The organism is Pseudomonas sp. CGJS7, from assembly GCF_036961695.1.
In genome coordinates, this window is the sequence record NZ_JBAMDI010000013.1 from 106752 (window position 1) to 127213 (window position 20462).

A 20462-nucleotide genomic window follows, 5' to 3' on the forward strand; every position below is an offset into this window, starting at 1 on the left:
ACGCAACACAAGGGAAACCGCATGACTTACTGTGTCGCCATGCACCTGGAGGACGGGCTTGTCTTCATCAGCGACTCACGCACCAATGCCGGCATCGACCAGATCTCCACGTTCACCAAGTTGTTCGTCTTCAGCGTCCCGGGCGAGCGGCTGATCGTGCTGCAGACCGCCGGCAATCTGGCGACCTCGCAGTCGGTGGTAAACCTGCTGCAGCAACGCACCAAGGGCAACGGCCCCCACCTGCTGAACGTTGCCACGCTCTACGATGCAACGGTGCTGGTCGCCGACACCCTGCGCGAGGTGGTCAAAAGAGACCGCAGCAAGCTCACGGCCGATATCGACCTTAGCAGTTCATTCATCGTCGGCGGCCAGATAGCCGGCGGCCCCATGGCCATCTACAACGTGTATGCACAAGGCAATTTCTTCCAGGCCACACCGGACACCCCGTTTCTGCAGCTGGGTGAAAGCAAGTACGGCAGGCCAATACTCGACCGCAACCTGGATTACCGCACGCCGCTCGATGAAGCGCTGCGCTGCGGCCTGATTTCGTTCGACTCCACCATCCGCAGCAACCTGTCGGTGGGCATGCCGCTGGACTTGCTGGTGTACCGCAATAACAGCCTGGAAAGCATGACGCGCAAGCGCATTACCAGCGACGATGCCTATTACCAGCAGATTCGCAGGCAGTGGAGCGACGGCTTGAAAACCCTGCTGGCCGAACTGCCAGCGCCGCCTTATGGCTGAACAAGCAAACGGATCAGATCCTTTGCCTGTAGCGGCCCCTTCGCGGGCTTGCCCGCTCCCACAGGTACTGTGCAAGCCTTGAAGGCTGTGATGTCCTGTGGGAAAGGGCGAGCTCGCGAAGGGGCCGGTACAGGCAACACCTCAGTAAAGCCAATGTGTAATGTTCGAGACTCCGTGGGTTATCCTGCCCCTTCCCCCTGTCACGAGACTGCTGCTGGCGGCCCACAGACTGCACTGCAGGTGAAATCATGATTCACGGAAAAACCCTGGAAGCCTGGCAACAAAGCCACCCGATCATCGCCGAGCTGGTTGCCCTGAAGCAGACCAGCTGGTTCAACCCTGGTATCGCCAAGGCTGCAGAAGCCCTGCACGATGTGGGCCTGTCGGCTGCCGACGTGCAAGCGGCCAGCGCGCGGCTGCAGCGGTTCGCGCCTTACCTGGCCACCGTGTTCCCCGAAACAGCCGCTGCCGGCGGGGTCATCGAGTCGCCTGTCATCCCGCTGCCACAGCTGCGCCGGGTGCTTGTCGAAGAAGGATCACTGCAGAACGCAGGCAGCCTGTGGCTCAAGGCGGACAGTGACCTGCCCATCTCCGGTTCGATCAAGGCCCGGGGCGGTATCCATGAAGTGCTCAAGCACGCCGAAGACCTGGCCCTGGCGGCCGGATTGATCACGCCAACGGATGACTACACCAAACTGGCGAGCGACCAGGCCCGCGCATTCTTCAGCCAGTACACGATCGCCGTGGGTTCGACCGGCAATCTGGGGCTGTCGATTGGCATCATGAGCGCCAAGCTGGGTTTTAAGGTGAGCGTGCACATGTCGTCAGACGCCCGGCAATGGAAGAAGGACAAGCTGCGGGCCAACGGCGTGACCGTGGTAGAACACGCGTGCGACTACAGCGTAGCGGTCGAGCAGGGTCGCCAGCAGGCAGCCTCAGACCCCAATTGTTATTTTGTCGACGACGAAAACTCCCCACAGCTGTTTCTCGGCTATGCCGTCGCCGCCGAACGGTTGGCGCGGCAATTCGACCAGGCTGGCATCCAGGTGAACGCAGATCACCCGTTGTTCGTGTACCTGCCGTGCGGCGTAGGGGGCGGCCCGGGCGGTGTCGCATTCGGGCTGAAGCTGGTGTTCGGCGATGCGGTGCACTGCATCTTTGCCGAGCCCACCCACTCCCCCTGCATGCTGCTGGGTGTCTACACCGGCCTGCATGATGAAACCTGCGTGCAGGACTTCGGCATCGACAACGTCACCGCCGCAGACGGCCTGGCGGTCGGGCGCCCATCAGGGTTTGTCGGCAAAGCCATGCAGCGGCTGATCGATGGTTACTACACCGTGACCGACGAAGAACTGTACCGTTTGATGGTCATCGCCCATGAGCAGGACAAGGTCAAACTGGAACCTTCTGCCCTGGCCGGCGTACCCGGTATGCTACGGCTGCTGCAAGCCGGCGAGTACCTGGCTCGCCAAGGCTTCACCCCAGCCCGGCTGCAGCAGGCCACCCATCTTGTCTGGGGAACGGGGGGCAGCATGGTGCCGGAAGATGAGTTCAATGCCTATCTGGCAAAAGGGCGCAGCGTGCAGGCAAACGCGTAACCGCGAGCGCCGCTTCGCGGCGCCGTTGCAGTGCCTCAGGCCATCAGCAAGGAATGCCCACCCGCGGCCACACAGGTGCTGGCGTCGCTTTGGCCATATTGCGTTTTCGCGCCCACTGGGTCAGTGCGGCCATCAGGGCAAAGCCAAGCAGGATCATCACCGGATAGGCCAACAGCAACTCGGTCAGCGAATACTTCCAGGCCAGTGGCCGACCGACGCCCAGCATCGCTGCATATAACCAGGAAACACCTGACAGTGCACCAGAAAACAACGCAAACATCCGCACTCCTATATTCAGGTCAAGCAAAGAACCGGCCTTGAGCAAGGCAGGTAATACATAACGATGCAACAACATGCCATTGAAGGTCAGGAGCAAGACAATAATGACCTTGGCGTGAAGTTTGGGATTGGCAAAATAACTCATGCCTTTTTCAAGGTAATCGATACCAATGACCGCGGCACCGGTAAGCCACAGGAATATCAAGGCATTGGCAACGGACGCCTGCAATCGCGCCATGTGCTTACCGTCATGGCTGGCCTGTTGATGCCCCTTCAACAAGTCCCTGACCATCTCGGCATCACTGGTAAATACCAGGCCGATGGCGATACAACAGGCCAGTAAATGAACATAAATGACCGACAACCGCACCAGCTCCATGGATTCTTTCTGCCCGAACAGGCTAATAATTGTATTAAACTCCACGTCGAATTCTCCACGTAATGCATCAGCGCTAGATGGCCTTGCAACAAGCATGCGTACGACTTGATCGCACCGGGAAGACCAAATTCATATCGTTAATTGAAACAGCGAATGGTTACTCAATTGCACACAGTGGCTCAACCGTTGAGCCTCGGTTGGGCATGGCGTTACTCCATCGTCAGAGGTAAAAAAGCCCCGTGTGCATCCCTGCGATTCAGATCAAGTTGAACGTCCATTACGTTCTGGGGAGAGGTGCGAAGTGCGCTGCTTTAAGAACACACTTGCTGGCAAATATGAGCGACCCACTGGCAAATCGTTCATTTCTTGAGCAAAAGCACCGACCAGCGGTATTTAAAGCCGTATTAGTTAGTTTACTAACTTCTTGCAAGCTGACCGAATGGTAAGTTTCAAAGGCCAGTGGATCCAAACTTCGCGACAGGCCATTTAAGTGCTCTATTTCGCCGAGTGGGAACGAGTACCCTATCAATGCACCAGGAGCAACTGGCTCAACACCGCCCGCAGTTTTCCGGGTTTCACAGGTTTGTTCAGTAGCGGCGCCCCTAGCTTCTGCAATCCACGCCGGCACTGATCGCTGCGGTCTGCGGTAATGATCACTGCCGGTATGGCAGCCGCAAAATGCTCACGCAGGTACCTCACCACCTCGCAACCCACTACGCCATGGTCCAGGTGGTAGTCGGCCAGGATCAGTTCCGGGGCTCGCCCCTGCAACGCCAGCAAGGCGCCCTCCTGGTCAGTAGCCGTGACCACTTCGCACCCCCACTGCCCCAACAGCGCGCCCATGCTCTCGAGTATGCTCACTTCGTTGTCCAGTACCAGCAGGCGGCGGCCCGGCAGCGGATCACCGACGCTGGGCAGCGGCACAGCCTGGTGAACAGCCAGCGGCACTTCTTTGCCAAGAGGTACCTCGATGCTGAACACCGAGCCACGCCCTGGCCACGACCGCACCTGGATCCGATAACCGAGTATCTTGGCGATCCGCTCGACGATGGCCAGCCCGAGGCCAACGCCCTTGCGATCCGCTGCACGCCCCACATCCAGCTGATTGAACTCGAGGAATATGTCCTGCAGCCGGTCCTGCGCAATGCCCCGTCCGGTATCCCACACCTCCAGCCGCAAATGACCACCGCGGCGCCTTGCCCCGAGCAGGATCCGCCCCTCCTCGGTATACCGGCACGCGTTGCTGAGGAAGTTGCGCAGGATGCGGGTGAGCAACCGCAGGTCAGTGCTGATGGCGTAGTCGGCTATGCGTGCGTGCAGCTTCAGGCCCGCCGCCTCGGCCACCGGGCTGAACTCCGAGACCAGCGGCGCGAACAGCTCGTCCAGGCGGTACACGGCCACATCCGGCTTTACCGCCGCCTGGTCGAGCCGGGAAATGTCCAGCAGGTCGGTCAGCAGGTCTTCCGCGCCCTCCAGGGCCTGGTGGGTACGCTCCACCAGCACATGCTCGGCCTCTGGTAAAGGCCGCTCGCGCAAGGTCGAAATCAGCAAGCGCGCGGCGTTCAGCGGCTGCAGCAGGTCATGGCTGGCGGCGGCGAGGTATTTGTCCTTGCTGCGGTTGGCGGCTTCGGCGGCATCACGCGCCTCCAGCAACTCATCGGTACGCGCTGCGACCCGTTGCTCCAGTTCGTCATTGAGCTGCTGCAGGCGCTGCTGGGCTAGCTTGCGTTCGGTAATGTCGGCGACAAACCCCTCCACCAGCCCTTCATGGCCGGGTTTGAGCAGCAGGTTCATCAGCACATCGAGATGGCTGCCGTCCTTGCGCCGCAGACGGGTTTCGTAGCCGTGCAGGCTGTGCTCACGGGCGAGCACCGCGGTAATGGCCTGCAACTCCTCGGCACCGCCGTCGAACAGGTTGGCGGCCAGGTCCGTCAGGGAAAACAGCACCGCTTGCGGGTCGTCATAGCCGAGCATGCGCGCCAGCGCCGGGTTGGCGGCACGCATGCCGTCCTGAAGGCTGGCCTGGAAAATACCGTGCACGGCGTTTTCGAACAGCCATTTGTAACGGTTGCGTTCGGCTTCCAGTTCGTCCAGGCGGGCGGACAGCTCCGGGTAATGGCTTTTGCGCGCCGAGTGGTCACCCAGCCCCAGCAGCCCGGCCAACGCCCGCTGCTGCTCGTCAGAGGGCCTCGCCATAGACCACCTCGACATCACGCTGGCTGGACGCACGGGGGTTGGTGAGGATGCACGGGTCGTCCATCGCGTGTTGCGACAGGAACGGGATATCGGACGTGCGCACCCCGTGCAGGCCCAGGGTTTCATGGAAGCCGATGGCACGCTTCAGGGCAATCAGGTGCTCCACCAGCCGCCCGCAGATCTGCCGGTGATTGAGACCGCGGCAGTCGATACCGAACACCTCGGCGATCACCTTGAAACGCTCCGGCGCCGAGCTGTAGTTGAACGCCACCACGTGCTCCACCAGCACCGCATTGCACAAGCCATGGGGCAAGTCGAGGAAGCCGCCCAGGCTGTGCGACATGGCGTGCACTGCGCCCAGGATCGCATTGGAGAACGCCAGACCCGCCTGCATGCTGCCGAGCATGATCTTCTCGCGCAGCGCAATATCAGTAGGGTTGGCGATCATCTCCACCAGGTTGCCATTGATCAGGCGCATGGCTTCCAGCGCATGGGGATCGGTCAGCGGTCCGTGGCCGGTAGACACGAAGGCCTCGATGGCATGCACCAACGCATCGATGCCGGTGCAGGCCGACAGGAACGGGTCCATGCTCAGGGTGGTCTGCGGGTCGATCAGCGACACGTCCGGCACCACCGCCTTGCTGACGATGGAGAACTTCATGCGTTCCTGCTGGTTGGAAATGATCACGAACTGCGACACGTCCGCCGAGGTGCCGGCGGTGGTCGGGATCAGGATCAGCGGCGGGCTGGGCACGCGGATCATGTCCACGCCTTCGAATTCGAGGATGCTGCGCCCATGGGCCACCACGATACCGATGGCCTTGCCGCAATCCATCGGGCTGCCGCCACCGACGGCGACGATCACGTCACAGTGGTTCTGCCGATAGATCTCGGCGCCGAGCATCACCTCCTCGACCCGCGGGTTGGGTGACACCGCTGTATACAGGCAGTAGTCGATACCCTGGGCCTGCAGGCTGGCCTCCACATCCGCCACCCAGCCGGCGGCGATCACGCCAGGGTCGCTGACCACCAGTACCTTGCGCGCACCGAAGGTTTTGGCGTAATTGGCCACATTGTGCCGGCAGCCGGCACCAAAGATGATTTCAGGCGATACGAACTTGCGAAGGGGGCTGAAACTCTGGCTCATCGGTAAGCCTGTTCTTATTGTTCTGGAAGATAACCGCCAGCGTAAAGCATCCCACCACGAAAGCAACCAGACCAAAGCGGGGCTACCGGTCATTCTATCCAGGATTTGGCGCGGGCCACCTCCAGAAACGCCAGTACGTCCTCTTCGAGCCCCGGTACATCGGGGAAGCGTTGTGCCAGGCGGTCGATGACCGTTGCCACGGTACTGTGGCCGTCCAGCAGCTCCAGGACCCAGCCGGCACTGGCATTGAGCTCGATGATGCCCCCGGCGTACAACAGCACGTGGCAAGCCTTCTGTGGCTCCCAGTCCAGGCGCAAGCCTCGCCCCAAGGCAAGGGCCTGCTGGCGATCGATGAGGTTCACAGGCGCATGCTCCAGGAGGATCCGGCCACCGTGGCGATGGCCGGGCCGTCATCAACGGTTGGCGAAATACATCGTCACTTCGAAGCCAATGCGCAGGTCGGTATAGGCGGGTTTAGTCCACATAGGGCAAGTCCTCTTCTTGTGCCGGAGGATTCCGGTAGAAGCATTAATGCACGGGGGCGGACCGGACCGAATGCTACTTTGGAACGAGCTTGCGGGGTGCGTTGGTACGGGTAGGCCATGCATGTGCCGGCCCTTTTGCGGGCTCGCCCGCCCCCACAGGTTCTTCACCGGTTCTGGAACCAACGGTGAACCTGTGGGAGCGGGCGAGCCCGCGAAGGCCGCGACGCGGTCTAGAAGAAGCCCAGCGGATTGATGTCGTAGCTCACCAGCAGGTTCTTGGTCTGCTGATAATGGTCAAGCATCATCTTGTGGGTCTCACGGCCAACACCGGACTTCTTGTACCCCCCGAACGCCGCATGCGCCGGGTACAGGTGGTAGCAGTTGGTCCACACTCGCCCGGCCTTGATCCCGCGGCCCATGCGGTAAGCGCGGTTGATGTCGCGGGTCCACAGGCCGGCGCCCAGGCCGAATTCACTGTCGTTGGCGATCGCCAGCGCTTCGGCTTCGTCCTTGAAGGTGGTCACGCCCACCACCGGCCCGAAGATTTCTTCCTGGAACACGCGCATCTTGTTGTTGCCCTTGAGCAGCGTTGGCTGAATGTAGTAACCGCTGGCCAGGTCACCCTGCAGCCGCTCGGCACCACCGCCGGTGAGCAGCTGCGCGCCCTCTTCCCGGGCAATCTCCAGGTACGAAAGGATCTTGTCGTACTGTTGCTCGGACGCCTGGGCACCCACCATGGTTTCGGTATCCAGCGGGTTGCCGCGGGTGATCTTGGCGATCTTCTTCATCACCTCGGCCATGAACGGTTCGTAGATCGACTCCTGGATCAGCGCCCGTGACGGGCAGGTGCACACCTCGCCCTGGTTGAAGAACGCCAGCACCAGGCCTTCGGCAGCCTTCTCGATGAACGCCGGCTCGGCCTGCATGATGTCTTCGAAGAAGATGTTCGGCGACTTGCCACCCAGTTCGACGGTGGACGGGATAATGTTCTCGGCCGCGCACTTCATGATGTGCGAGCCCACCGGGGTGGACCCGGTGAACGCGATCTTGGCAATGCGCTTGCTGGTGGCCAGCGCCTCGCCGGCCTCACGGCCAAAGCCCTGGACGATGTTCAGTACGCCTGCCGGCAACAGGTCGGCGATCAGTTCGGCAAAGACGGTAATCGACAGCGGCGTCTGCTCTGCGGGCTTGAGCACCACGCAGTTGCCAGCGGCCAAGGCCGGGGCGAGCTTCCAGGCGGCCATCAGCAGCGGGAAGTTCCATGGGATGATCTGCCCCACCACACCCAGCGGCTCGTGGATGTGATAAGCCACGGTGCCTTCGTTGATCTCGCCTACGCCACCCTCCTGGGCGCGGATGCAACCGGCAAAGTAGCGGAAGTGGTCCGCTGCCAGCGGCACGTCGGCATTCAAGGTTTCGCGTATGGCCTTGCCGTTGTCCCAGCTTTCGGTAACCGCCAGCACTTCCAGGTTCTGTTCGATGCGGTCGGCAATTTTCAGCAGTACCCGCGCACGGTCTTGCACCGAGGTCTTGCCCCAGGCTTCGGCGGCGGCATGCGCGGCGTCCAGGGCGCGCTCGACGTCCTGGGCCGTGGAGCGCGGGAATTCGGCAATCGGCTGGCCATTGACCGGCGAGCTGTTGGTGAAGTACTGGCCAGCCAACGGCTGCACGAACTCGCCACCGATGAAGTTGCCATAACGGGGTTTGAAGGATACGACGGCGCCTGGAGTTCCGGGTTGTGCGTAGATCATGCTGAGCCTCTGCGGGTCGGTGCCTGTCCCACGACAGGCGATGCACCGATAGTAAGAAGCCCCGCGTGCCGGGCGAATGCATCGTTGGCAGCGGGGCTCTCGTCATTTGGTAGTAGGGCCGCTTGCCACCGATCAGCGGCAGCAAGCGGCAGTAGGCAGGCGTTATGGCTTGACGCTTGCCGTTTGCTGCAACTGCTTGGGCAACTTGAAGGTCCAGAGCATGCCGCCCTGGTTGAAGTCCTTGACCCGTTTGGCCACTTCGCCGCCCCACAGCGGCACCGCGCCGCCCCAGCCGGAGACCACCGAAACGTATTGCTCGCCGTCCATTTCCCAGGTGACGGGCGAGCCGAGCACGCCTGAGCCGGTCTGGAATTCCCAGACCTTGTCGCCGGTCTTGGCGTTGAATGCCTGCAGGAAGCCCTCTGGCGTGCCCGTGAACACCAGGTTGCCCTTGGTGGTCAGCACACCGCCCCACAGCGGCGCGTAGTTCTTGTGGCGCCACACTTCCTTGCCGCTGACCGGGTCGATGGCACGCAGCACGCCGATGTAGTCTTCATTGAGCGGCTTGATGGTGAAGCCGGCACCGAGGAACGCCGCACCTTTCTTGTAGGCGATGCCTTCGTTCCAGATGTCCATGCCCCACTCGTTGGACGGCACGTAGAACAGCCCTGTGTCCTTGTTGTAGGCCATCGGCATCCAGTTCTTGGCGCCGAGGAAGGCCGGCGCGACGAACACCGAGCTGCCCTTGGCCTCGCTGCCGGGTGCGCCCGGGCGGCTGGCGTCGTTGTAGATCGGCCGGCCGTCCTTGTCCAGGCCAGTGGCCCAGGTGATCTTGTCAACGAAGGGGAAGCCGCGGATGAACTTGCCGTTGGTGCGATCGAGCACGTAGAAGAAACCGTTGCGGTCGGCCGTAGCGGCAGCCTTGACCTCCTTGCCGCCGTCCTTGTAGTTGAACGAGATCAGCTCGTTGACGCCGTCGAAGTCCCAGCCGTCATGCGGCGTGCTCTGGAAGTGCCACTTGATGGTGCCGTCGTCCGGGTTCAGTGCCAGGCGTGAGGAGGAGTACAGGTTGTCACCGGGGCGCAGGTGCGAGTTCCACGGCGCCGGGTTACCGGTACCAAACAGGATCAGGTTGGTTTCAGGGTCGTAGTAACCGCCCAGCCACGGCGCGGCGCCGCCGGTCTTCCACAGGTCGCCAGGCCAGGTCTTGCCCGCCTCACCGCCGGAAATACCGTTCTCGATCGCCTTGCCATCCTTGTACACATAGCCCATGTGCCCTTCCACGGTGGGGCGCATCCACAGCAGCTCGCCGTTTTCCGGGTTGTAGGCCTGGATCTTGCCCACCACGCCGAACTCGCCGCCGGCAACGCCTGTGATCAGCTTGCCATTGACGATCATCGGCGCGGCGCTGATGGAGTAGCCTTCTTTGTGGTCGGCGACCTTCTTGCTCCAGACCACCTTGCCGGTGTCCTTGTTCAGGGCCACCAGCTTGGCGTCCAGCGTGCCGAAGAACACCAGGTTGCCGTACAGCGCGACGCCGCGGTTGATCACGTCGCAGCAAGGGCGGATGTCATCCGGCAGACGTGCATCGTATTGCCACAGTTTCTTGCCGGTGCGGGCATCCACGGCGAACACCCGCGAGTAGGAGCCGGTCAGGTACATCACCCCGTCCTTGATCAGCGGTTGGGCCTGCTGGCCGCGCTGCTTCTCCCCACCGAAGGAGAACGCCCAGACCGGGCGCAGCTCCTTGACATTATTGACGTTGAGCAGGTCCAGCGGGCTGTAGCGCTGGCCCTGCACGCCCAGGCCATTGGTCACGATCTGCTGCGGGTTCTTCGGGTCCTGGAGGATTTCTTCATTGCTGACAGCGGCGTGAGCCGCGCCGGCAAGCAGCATGGCGCTGAGCACCAGGCTCACGGCGAACAAGGGGCGACGTGGGGATCGGGTCATGACGGCTACCTTTGGTTTTTTTGTTGTGCCCGGGAAAATTTCCCGGTGTGTCGGGAATTCTTGGTCCCGACCCGATTGCCAACAATTGCTCGCAGTGCGGAGTTTTCTAGTTCCTTGGTAGCGGCCTGAGCGATGGGTGGGCGGCACGGGGGCTGACAGGCACAAAAAATGTCATGGCAAGCGCTGCAACTGCTGGCGCTCGTAACGCGGGTACAGGTGGCTGACACTGCGGATCAGCTCATAACGCGTCAGGCTTATCCCGGCAAACCGTTCGGGAATGGGGCTGCGGATCATCTCGGCCATGTCGTCACCGCGCGCCGCGCCATCGCGCATCAGGCCATCGAGCCAGCCCAGGTAGTCACGCATCTGCACGAACGGCTGCGCATCACTGGCCAACGGGCCATGCCCGGGTACAAGCTGTTTCCAGGGCAGTGCCTGCAGGGTATCCAGGTCCTTGAGCCACACGTCCAGCCCCGGGCTGTTGGGCGTGGTCAGGGCGCGTTGGTAGAACACCAGGTCGCCAGCAAACAGCACGCCGGTCTTTTCATCGAAAATCGCCAGGTCGGCACCCGTATGCCCGCCCAGCCCCAGCAACCTCAGGCGGTGCCCGCCCACCTCATGCACCCCCGGCTGCAGCACCCGGGTCGGCAGCACCACCTCGGTACCACGCATCCAGTCGCCGACCAGGCGATACATGTTCTCGGCCATGGCATCGCCTTGCTGGCGCAGCAGGTCGCGGGTGCCGGCCAGGGCACCGATCGGCACATCGGCAAAGGCCTGGTTGCCCAGCACATGGTCCGGATGATGATGGGTCAGCAGCACCTCCACTACCGGCTTGTCGGTGAGGGTGGCAATTACCTTGCGCAATGCCTCGCCATAGCCCTTCGACGGCCCGCTGTCGATCACCACCACACCGCTGTCGGTGACGATGAACGCGGTGTTGACCACATTGCCGCCATTGGCCTTGGCGAAATTGTCGGTGCTGCCTTCCAGCAACCAGGTGCCCTCGGCGATCTGCCGGGGGGTGAGCCGGTACGCCAGATCAGCCTGGGCCGGCAGCCCCATGCACAGCAGCAACAACAGGATCCAACGCATGATGGTGCCTCGGGTCAGGGTGAAATCAGACAACGCGCTCAGGGCAGCGCCGCCTCGAACTGGTTGCCGCTGTTGTCCCGCAACAGCAGCCGTGTTGGCCCGGGGCCCTGAATGTCAAAGCCCAGGTTGGGGTTTTCGCTGACCGCCGGGTACAGCTCCAGGCTGGCCAGGCGCTGGCCATCTGTACCTTGCAACTCGGCATGGTTGAGAAAGAACTCAGGAATGCCGCTGACCAGGCCGTTATCCATGGGGTGGGCCACCTGCAGGCGCAGGCGGCTGCTGTCGCCACGCGGGTAGCGCCCGCCCAGCACCTCCCCGAGGTGCTCCTCCCAGCCGGGCTGGGTGCGCACCACGCTGGGTGCGGTACAACCGCCGCCGGCAGCATCGATCAGGGTCGAACCGACGTGCCACAGGCCATCGCGTGTCAGTACGGCGGCGCGCAACGGTGTGGCCTGTTCGATGCGGATGCGGATCGACAACCAGGGCAACACGCGCTCACCGGGCTGAAAGTCGACGATGCGCGGCAGAGGGTTCAGCTCTGCCCAGGCAATTATCCGCACCACCTCGCCCGTGAACGCCCGGGCGTCGATCTCCAGCGGTACCTGCCGTGCATCCTCGGCAAAGGGCGGCGCCAGAAGCTTCACACGGTCATCGAACACGAACGCCGCCTGCCCCAGCAACTGCTTGTGGTAGAAGTCCCACATCACGGAAGGCACCGGGTCTGTGTGGGTGCCTTGTGTCGCAGCCTGGGCGGCCCAGGGCATCCAGCAGGCCAGCAGGAAAGTTGCTCGCCAGTTCATGGCCACTCCTATTGATACATCTCCGGGACCTCGTAACGCAGGCCGTATGCGGCATACATCGCCTTGAGCCGGCCATCGCGAATCATCGCTTCCATGGCCTCCTCCACCGCGTAGGCCAACTGCCGGTTGCTTTCATGCACGGCCATGCCGATTTCCCAGGCCTGTTTGCCGAGGTTCGGGTAGGCGTTCTCTGCCAAGGCCAGTTGTGGGTCGGCGGCCTGGTGCAGCTGCCAGTCAACCTCGCCGCGCATCGCCATCACTGCGTCCACCTGGCCGGCCTGCATGGCAGCGAACGCCTGCTGCACGCTGGGGTAATGGTGGGTCCTGGCGCTGAGCATGCCGTTGAACACCGATGTCAGGTAGAACGACGGCACGCTGTCCACCTCGACCCCGATAGGATGCTGCTGGAATACCGCGACACTGGCCACCGAGGCCAGGCGACGGCGATCGTAGGCCACCTGCCAACGCTCCTGCTGATAGGGGCCGAACATCACCACCTGGGCGTTTTCCAGCTCCCCCAGCTCGTTGCGCCGCTGCGCGTAGGCGCGATCGTAAGGCACCCGCATCATCAGGTCGGCCAATTGCTGATGACGCAGCGGGCTGCCACGCCAGATGTAGTCGCGCAGGTCATCGTCGAGCTTTTCTCCGGGTGGCGCCCAGATCAGTTGCAGGCGTACCCCCAAGGCCGTGGCCAGGGCCTGCGCCAGCTCCACATCGACACCACGCGGCTGGCCGTGGTCCTGAAAACTGTAGGGGGCGAAATCCTTGTACACCGCCACCTTGAGCTCGCCGGCGGCGATGATCGCGTCATAGTTGCGCACCTGCGCCTGGGCCGCCGCGCACCACAGCAGCAGGCCACTCAACAGCACCGCCCACAGACGCATGGCCGTCACTCCTCGACGTGCACGCTGTCCAGGTAGGTGCGCACCGCCCACAGGGCTTCCTGGCTGAGGTAATCGGCCATCTTCGGCATGTACACGCGGCCGTCGCGAACCGCGCCGTGGCGGACCCGCTCGACGAACCATTCATCGCCGGCATCACCCGCGTCGAGCATGCGCAAGTCAGGCGCGATACCACCGGACTTGGCCTCCAGGCCATGACAGGCAGCGCAGTTCTGGTTGTAAGCCGAGGCGCCGATTTCCACGGCCTTGTCGTGCTCGGGCGAGCTGCGGTACGGGTTGACCGCGGCCCAGCCGTCGCCGTCCAGGCTCACGCCAGTGTCCTTGATCGGGGTCAGGCCCTTGGTCTCCACTGCCTGGGGCACCACGTTGCCATGGGCCCAGGCTGTACCGGTCAGCACGGCTGCGGCCAGCAACCCAGCAGCAAGCAACACATTGCATTTTGTTGTCATTGTTATGCCCTCACCATTGCACACAAAGCCTCAACCACAGAGGCCGTGCCGCCATCTTAGAAACAGCCCGCGGGCGGCCGAATGCTGCTTTGGTGGCCGGGCCTTAATCCCTTGGTAGTAGGGCTTGTGGCGAAGGGCCAATTGAGGTGCCGCGCGGGAACTATTCCCGGCAAGGGCGGGACTTTTTCCGTATCCCGTGACAGCCGCTGCGCCCCACCCTGTGCAGGCCAAAACCTCCACTGGGAACTGCAACCATGACAATAAGATCGCTACCCGCCCTTTCCCCGCTGGCCCTGAGCATGCGCGTCCTGCTGATGGCCGGTAGCCTGGCCCTGGGCAATGTGGCAACAGCGGCGAGCACACCCGCTGCACCTGCCGGCAAGAACGTCACCTGGGAAGACATCGCCAATGACCACCTGACCACCCAGGACGTGCTGCAGTACGGCATGGGCACCAATGCCCAGCGCTGGAGCCCGCTGGCCCAAGTCAATGACAAGAACGTGTTCAAGCTGACCCCGGCCTGGTCCTACTCCTTCGGCGACGAGAAGCAGCGCGGCCAGGAATCCCAGGCCATCGTCAGCGATGGCGTGGTCTACGTCACCGGCTCGTACTCGCGGGTATTCGCCCTCGATGCCAAGACCGGCAAACGCCTGTGGACCTACAACCACCGCCTGCCCGACAACATTCGTCCCTGCTGCGACGTGGTCAACCGCGGCGCGGCGATCTACGGTGACAAGATCTACTTCGGCACCCTCGATGCGCGAGTCATCGCCCTCGACAAGCGCACCGGCAAAGTGGTGTGGAACAAGAAGTTCGGCGACCACGGCGCCGGCTACACCATGACCGGTGCGCCAGTGCTGATCAAGGACAAGACCAGCGGCAAGGTGCTGCTGATCCACGGCAGCTCCGGCGATGAATTCGGCGTGGTCGGCCAGCTGTTCGCGCGCGACCCGGACACCGGCGAAGAAGTGTGGATGCGGCCCTTCGTCGAGGGCCACATGGGCCGCCTGAACGGCAAGGACAGCACCCCGACCGGTGACGTCAAGGCGCCGTCCTGGCCAGACGACCCAACCACCGAAACCGGCAAGGTCGAAGCCTGGAGCCACGGCGGCGGTGCCCCTTGGCAAAGCGCGAGCTTCGACCCCGAAACCAACACCATCATTGTCGGCGCTGGCAACCCCGGCCCTTGGAATACCTGGGCGCGCACGTCGAAGGACGGCAACCCGCATGACTTCGACAGCCTGTACACCTCCGGCCAGGTCGGCGTCGACCCGAGCACCGGCGAGGTCAAGTGGTTCTACCAGCACACCCCCAACGATGCCTGGGACTTCTCCGGCAACAACGAGCTGGTGCTGTTCGACTACAAGGACAAGAACGGCAACGTGGTCAAGGCCACCGCCCACGCCGACCGCAACGGTTTCTTCTATGTGGTTGACCGGAACAACGGCAAGCTGCAGAACGCTTTCCCCTTCGTCGACAACATCACCTGGGCCAGCCATATCGACCTGAAGACCGGGCGCCCGGTGGAAAACCCCGGCCAACGCCCGGCCAAGCCGCTGCCGGGTGAAACCAAGGGCAAGCCGGTGGAAGTCTCGCCACCGTTCCTGGGCGGCAAGAACTGGAACCCCATGGCCTACAGCCAGGACACCGGGCTGTTCTACATCCCCGGCAACCAGTGGAAAGAGGAATACTGGACCGAGGAAGTGAACTACAAGAAGGGCTCGGCTTATCTGGGCATGGGCTTCCGTATCAAGCGCATGTACGACGACCACGTCGGCACGTTGCGCGCCATGGACCCGTCCACCGGCAAACTGGTGTGGGAACACAAGGAGCACCTGCCGCTGTGGGCCGGGGTGCTGGCAACCAAGGGCAACCTGGTGTTCACCGGTACCGGCGACGGCTTCTTCAAGGCCTTCGACGCCAAAACGGGCAAAGAGCTGTGGAAGTTCCAGACCGGCAGCGGCATCGTCTCGCCGCCCATCACCTGGGAACAGGACGGCGAGCAGTACATCGGCGTGACCGTGGGCTACGGCGGTGCAGTACCACTGTGGGGCGGCGACATGGCCGAGCTGACCAAGCCGGTGGCTCAGGGTGGTTCGTTCTGGGTGTTCAAGATCCCGAGCTGGGACAACAAGACTGCACAGCGTTGACCTGCAGCGGGGAGCGGCCTGCGCCCCTCCCCGTTTCTGCCCTTCTCCTGCCCAGAGGCTTTTGCCATGAATTACCTGCCCTTTACCTTGCTGCTGGCGCTATCCCCTGCCTTGGCAGTGAGCGCCGACGACGCCGGCAACGATACCCCCTTGACCATCAACGGCTGTGTGATTGCCGAAGCCAGCCAGTGCCCGGGGGCCAACCTGCGCGGCGCCAACCTGGCCAACCAGGACCTGCGCAAGATGAACCTGGCCGGTGCCGACCTGCGCGATGCCGACCTGCGTCATGCCCAGCTGGACCTGGCAAATCTGGAAAAAGCCCGCCTGCAAGGTGCCAACCTGACCCGCGCCAGCCTGCAACAAAGCAATCTGCGCCTGGCCGACCTGAGCAACAGCAAGCTGGTGGCCATTCAGGGCTGGGGCTTGTTCGCCCAGGGCGCACAGTTTGAAAAGGCGGACCTGCGCGCAGCCTACCTGCAGTTCGCCAGACTGTCCGGGGCAAAGCTGCAGCAGGCCAACTTGCAGGCGGCGGACCTGGAGATGGCCTGGTTGAGCAAGGCTGACCTGCAAGAGGCCAACCTGGGCGATGCCAACCTGCAGGAAGCCAAGTTTGGCCAGAGCAACCTGGCACGCGCCGATTTGCGCGGGGCGCGGCAGCATTACGGGAATTTTCAGGAGGCCAACATGGAGGGGTGCAAGGGGTGCCCTGAGACCTGGGACAAATGAGGCCTGTAGGAGCGGGTTTACCCGCGAAAGGGCCGGGCCTGCTGGCCAATCTCCACCCGCCGTTCACCGTTGCCGCAGCCACCGTATTCGCGGGTAAACCCGCTCCTACACACATAGATCGGTGGTGGACACGCATCGGTGGTTGGGCGCAGGCCGCCGTGTAGGAGCGGGTTCACCCGCGAAAGGGCCGGCCCTGCTGGCCAATTTCCACCCGCCGTTCGCCGTTGCCGCCGTCATCGTATTCGCGGGTAAACCCGCTCCTACACCGGATTGGTGGTGGGCGCACATCGGTGGTTGTACACAGGCCGTCCGTAGGAGCGGGTTTACCCGCGAAAGGGCCGGCCCTGCTGGCCAATTTCTGCCCGCCGTTCACTGTTGCTGCCGCTACAGTATTCGCGGGTGAACCCGCTCCTACACCGGATCGGTGGTGGCCGCACATCGGTGGTTGTACACAGATCGGTGGTGGACACATTCCGTTGTGCGCGGTGGGCTGCGACGCTGCCCCAACAGGTGCAATGAAATACCTCACCCCGCCACCCGCACCACCCCCAGGTCAATCCCCAGATGCACCAGCTCGGCATGCGAGCTGACCTGCAACTTGCTCTTGAGCAAGGTCAGGTGGTTGGACACGGTCTTGGCACTGATACACAACTGCTCGGCAATCACCCGCGCCGGGGTACCCTTGGCCAGCATCGTGAATATCTCCAGTTCGCGCTGGGTCATGCGCTGCAACCGGGGGTCACTGGTACTTTGCTGTGACAGGCAAGCCAGCTGGGTGGCCAGGGGCTGCTCGATGTAGGCATGCCCGGCCAATACCCGCTGCACCGCCTCGATCAGCACCTCGGGCGCAGAGTTCTTGGTCAGGTAGCCCGAAGCCCCCGCATCCAGCGCCTGGCGCACCAGCGGCAGCTCGTCGTGCATGCTGAAAAACAGCACCCGCAACTGCGGCAGGCGCTGGCGCAGACGGCGGGTGGTTTCCAGGCCACTGATACCGGGCAGGCCAAAATCCATGATCACCAGGTTGGGCACCTGCTCCTGTACCCTGGCCAGCGCCTCTTCACCACTGGCGGCCTCACGCACCTGCACCAATGGCAGCACCGCCCGCAGCAAGCTGGCGTAGCCCTGGCGGACCACGGCGTGGTCATCGACCAACACGATATTCATCACACCTCCTCGGGAATGTTAAGGGCCAGCGCCCAGCCACCGCCCGGGCGGCTGAAAATGCGTAACTCCCCCCCAAGGCTGCGGGCGCGCTCGGCCATCGAGTGCAGGCCTACCCCTGGGCGCTGGGGCTGGTGGGCGCCGCAGCCGTTGTCGCGAATGAACAGGCGCAAGCCCTTGCGACTGCGCTGCAGGCGCACCCGCACCTGGCTGGCACCGGCATGCCGGGCGACGTTGGTCAACGCCTCCTGCAGCAAGCGGTACAAATGCGTTCTGCTCGGCCCAGTCAGCGCCGGCAAGTGCTCGCCAACCCGCAGCCGGCATTCGATGCCCTGGCTGGCCTGCCACTGGCTCACCAACAGCCCGAAGGCCTCGGCCAGCGGCATGTAGTGCAGCGCCACCGGATACAAGTTGTGCACCAGCGCGCGAAAACCTTGCTGCAGGCGCTCGCAATTGAATTCAAGGGCCTGCGCCGTCTGCGTCACCACTTCAGGCTGTTCGGCCACCATACGCAGCAGGCATAGCTGGGCACGCATGCCTGCCAGGTATTGCCCCAGATCATCGTGCAGGGTCTGCGCCAGCTGTGTACGCTCCTGCTCCTGCACTGCCAGCAGGGCCTGGGTCAGCTGGGTATTGTCGGCCTGGGCCTGCTCCAGGGCTGCGGCCATGCGGTTGAAATGTTTGGCCAGCTGGCGCGCTTCCGGCAGGCCGGCTTCGCGCAGGCGTGCCGTCAATTGCCCGCCTGAGACCTGGTGCAAGGCGCCCAGCAGCTCATCCAGCAGGCCCATGGCCCGCCGTACCGCCCAGCGGATGGTCAACAGGCTAAGCAACAACGCCAGGCCACAAACGCCAAGCAGTTGTTGCAGGGAGTCCCAGACTTCATCGATTTCATCCCGCGCATCCACGGCAATCAACACGCGACGGCCATCACTCAAGTCCAGCAGCCGGCTGCTTTGGTAGCGCTCGCCGAACAACTGGCGGCCGAGCCAGGCATCGATACCGGCTTCTTGCGGCAGCCTTGGCACCTCACCCGCTGCCAGCCAATGCACCCGCACATGGCGCAGGCTCTTGGTCAAGCCGGGCTGCAGGTTTGCCGGGTCGCGTTCGGCGGTGTCGCCCAGGTATGCCACCACGGCTTCGGCTGACTGCAACTCACGCTCGACGTCGGCCACCGCCTGGTGCAACAGCACCCCGGCACAAGCCAGCGTCACCAAGGCGAAGCATAACGTGACCCAGAGGTTGACTCGCCACAGGGCCGACAAGTTGACAAGGCGCACAAGCGGTTCTCCTCAGGCTGTTGTGGACCATCGTAAAACTGCAGCCTGCGCACTGAATTACTACCTTGGTACCGGCCGAGCGCTACTTTCTGCATATTCCCCCCTCCCGGCGGGCTTCCTATGCTGGCGCCATCTGCCGTGGAGTGTGTTATGCGCCAGCCTGCCCACCTTGCCTTGACCTGCCTGCTGGCCTTGGCCGCAACGCTGGCTACGCCCCTGGCGCCCGCTGCTCAGGGCCAGGCCGCAGCCCCGCTGCACATACGCATCGGCTACCTGGGCTATCGCCCCGCCGCTGGCCCGCTGCTGTCCAACGTCATCCCCGAACCCGGCGATGCCGGGCTACAAGGTGCCGAACTGGCCATTGTCGACAGCAACAGCACCGGGCGCTTCCTGAAGCAGCAATTTCAGCTGACCAGCGCCAATGTCGACAGCCCCGAGGCCCTGCTGCAAGCCGCCAGGGCCCAACATGAACAAGGCCTGCGCCTGTTCGTGGTAAATGCCCCGGCCGCCAGCCTGCGCGCGCTGTCTACCGCCCTGCCCGACAGCCTGTTGTTCAACGCCGGCAGCCCCGACGACAGCCTGCGCAGCAGCCAGTGCCTGAGCAATGTCCTGCACAGCCTGCCGAGCCGGGCCATGCTGGCCGATGCCTTGGCGCAGTTCCTGGTACTGCGCAAATGGCAACGGGCATTGCTGGTGGTCGGCCAGACCCCGGACGACCAGGCTTACGCCGCTGCCCTGCGGCGGTCGGTGAAGCGCTTTGGCGTGCAACTGGTCGCGGAAAAAACCTGGACCTTCGACAACGACCAGCGCCGCAGCGCCCAGGCCGACATGCCGCTGTTCACCCAGACAGCCGAATACGACGTGGTACTGGTGGCCGACGAGCGCGGTGACTTCGGCGAGTACCTGCCCTACCAGACGTGGTATCCACGCCCGGTGGCCGGTACCCAGGGCCTGACCCCCACGGGCTGGCACAAGACCGTGGAAACCTTCGGGGCGGCGCAGTTGCAAAAACGCTTCGAGGCCCAGGCCGGGCGCTGGATGAATGACCGTGACTTCGCCGCCTGGATGGCTGTGCGCAGTGTCGCCAGTGCGGCCAGCAAGCTGCGCCTGGCCGAACCTCGCGCGCTGCAGCAACTGCTGCTCAGCGAGCAGTTGCCGCTGGACGGCTTCAAGGGGCGCAAGCTCAGTTACCGCCCGTGGAACGGCGAACTGCGCCAGCCGATCCCGTTGGTTCAGCCCCGCGCCCTGGTCAGCACCTCGCCGCAGGAGGGCTTCCTGCATCCCTTCAACGAAATGGACAGCCTGGGCTATGACAAGCCCGAAGTGACGTGTAGCTACCCCTGACCCGACAACCACAACAATAAGGAATCCGC

Annotated in this window: 18 protein-coding genes; 5 read left to right on the plus strand and 13 right to left on the minus strand. The window is 63.2% G+C overall.

The features are described 5' to 3' along the window. Positions 1–21: 21 nt before the first annotated feature. Together V7787_RS10935 and V7787_RS10940 are read left to right on the plus strand one after the other, a co-directional pair. Positions 22–744 (plus strand): proteasome-type protease, encoded by a 723-nt coding sequence (locus tag V7787_RS10935; protein WP_336087987.1) that lies wholly within the window; start codon positions 22–24, stop codon positions 742–744. A 248-nt stretch (positions 745–992) separates the two neighbouring features. Next, the gene (locus V7787_RS10940; protein WP_336087989.1) at positions 993–2342 is read left to right on the plus strand and encodes a D-serine ammonia-lyase; all 1350 of its coding nucleotides are present in this window, start codon (positions 993–995) and stop codon (positions 2340–2342) included. 43 nt (positions 2343–2385) lie between these two features. Here V7787_RS10940 and V7787_RS10945 read toward each other — a convergent pair whose 3' ends face one another. The 11 genes from V7787_RS10945 to pedF all read right to left on the minus strand — a co-directional run bounded on the left by V7787_RS10945 (position 2386) and on the right by pedF (position 13775). Then, positions 2386–3000, minus strand: coding sequence for a hypothetical protein (locus tag V7787_RS10945; protein ID WP_064490945.1), 615 nt, complete (start codon positions 2998–3000; stop codon positions 2386–2388). Positions 3001–3525: 525 nt separating this feature from the next. Continuing rightward, positions 3526–5196 carry a PAS domain-containing hybrid sensor histidine kinase/response regulator gene (locus tag V7787_RS10950; RefSeq protein WP_336087992.1) on the minus strand — a complete coding sequence of 557 codons (1671 nt, stop codon included), beginning with the start codon at positions 5194–5196 and terminating at the stop codon, positions 3526–3528. Beyond that, complete coding sequence (gene ercA / locus V7787_RS10955) at positions 5180–6343, minus strand: alcohol dehydrogenase-like regulatory protein ErcA (protein WP_004576476.1); 1164 nt, start codon at positions 6341–6343, stop codon at positions 5180–5182. The genes V7787_RS10950 and ercA overlap by 17 nt, the downstream gene beginning before the upstream one ends. Before the next feature lie 89 nt (positions 6344–6432). Further along, a complete protein-coding gene (gene pqqD, locus V7787_RS10960; protein WP_020193832.1) occupies positions 6433–6705 on the minus strand; it encodes a pyrroloquinoline quinone biosynthesis peptide chaperone PqqD in 273 nt (90 codons plus the stop codon). Positions 6706–6756: 51 nt separating this feature from the next. Further along, positions 6757–6828: a pyrroloquinoline quinone precursor peptide PqqA gene (pqqA, locus tag V7787_RS10965; RefSeq protein ID WP_003243383.1), complete on the minus strand. Its 72-nt coding sequence runs from the start codon at positions 6826–6828 to the stop codon at positions 6757–6759. Between the two features lie 230 nt (positions 6829–7058). Then, positions 7059–8579: an acetaldehyde dehydrogenase ExaC gene (gene exaC, locus V7787_RS10970; RefSeq protein ID WP_003254088.1), complete on the minus strand. Its 1521-nt coding sequence runs from the start codon at positions 8577–8579 to the stop codon at positions 7059–7061. 162 nt (positions 8580–8741) lie between these two features. Beyond that, positions 8742–10529 carry a PQQ-dependent alcohol dehydrogenase PedH gene (pedH, locus tag V7787_RS10975; RefSeq protein WP_010953598.1) on the minus strand — a complete coding sequence of 596 codons (1788 nt, stop codon included), beginning with the start codon at positions 10527–10529 and terminating at the stop codon, positions 8742–8744. Between the two features lie 171 nt (positions 10530–10700). Continuing rightward, the gene (locus tag V7787_RS10980; RefSeq protein WP_336087998.1) at positions 10701–11624 is read right to left on the minus strand and encodes a quinoprotein relay system zinc metallohydrolase 1; all 924 of its coding nucleotides are present in this window, start codon (positions 11622–11624) and stop codon (positions 10701–10703) included. 38 nt (positions 11625–11662) lie between these two features. After that, complete coding sequence (locus V7787_RS10985) at positions 11663–12424, minus strand: quinoprotein dehydrogenase-associated SoxYZ-like carrier (RefSeq protein WP_336088001.1); 762 nt, start codon at positions 12422–12424, stop codon at positions 11663–11665. Positions 12425–12432: 8 nt separating this feature from the next. Further along, a complete protein-coding gene (locus tag V7787_RS10990) occupies positions 12433–13308 on the minus strand; it encodes a substrate-binding periplasmic protein (protein ID WP_064490940.1) in 876 nt (291 codons plus the stop codon). A gap of 5 nt (positions 13309–13313) precedes the next feature. Beyond that, entirely contained in the window at positions 13314–13775 is a 462-nt protein-coding gene (pedF, locus tag V7787_RS10995; protein WP_010953594.1) for a cytochrome c-550 PedF, read from the minus strand. A gap of 254 nt (positions 13776–14029) precedes the next feature. Between pedF and exaA the strand changes: the two genes are divergently transcribed. Both exaA and V7787_RS11005 read left to right on the plus strand, forming a co-directional pair. Continuing rightward, complete coding sequence (exaA, locus tag V7787_RS11000) at positions 14030–15925, plus strand: quinoprotein ethanol dehydrogenase (protein WP_064490939.1); 1896 nt, start codon at positions 14030–14032, stop codon at positions 15923–15925. Between the two features lie 66 nt (positions 15926–15991). After that, positions 15992–16651, plus strand: a complete 660-nt coding sequence (locus tag V7787_RS11005) for a pentapeptide repeat-containing protein (protein ID WP_180688273.1) — start codon at positions 15992–15994, stop codon at positions 16649–16651. A gap of 525 nt (positions 16652–17176) precedes the next feature. Here V7787_RS11005 and V7787_RS11010 read toward each other — a convergent pair. Both V7787_RS11010 and V7787_RS11015 read right to left on the minus strand, forming a co-directional pair. Next, a complete protein-coding gene (locus V7787_RS11010; protein WP_003254098.1) occupies positions 17177–17815 on the minus strand; it encodes a response regulator in 639 nt (212 codons plus the stop codon). Next, entirely contained in the window at positions 17815–19089 is a 1275-nt protein-coding gene (locus V7787_RS11015) for a HAMP domain-containing sensor histidine kinase (RefSeq protein ID WP_336088010.1), read from the minus strand. Before V7787_RS11015 ends, V7787_RS11010 begins: the two co-directional genes overlap by 1 nt. A 150-nt stretch (positions 19090–19239) precedes the next feature. Between V7787_RS11015 and V7787_RS11020 the strand changes: the two genes are divergently transcribed. After that, the gene (locus tag V7787_RS11020; protein WP_336088012.1) at positions 19240–20433 is read left to right on the plus strand and encodes an ABC transporter substrate-binding protein; all 1194 of its coding nucleotides are present in this window, start codon (positions 19240–19242) and stop codon (positions 20431–20433) included. The last annotated feature ends 29 nt before the right edge of the window (positions 20434–20462 follow it).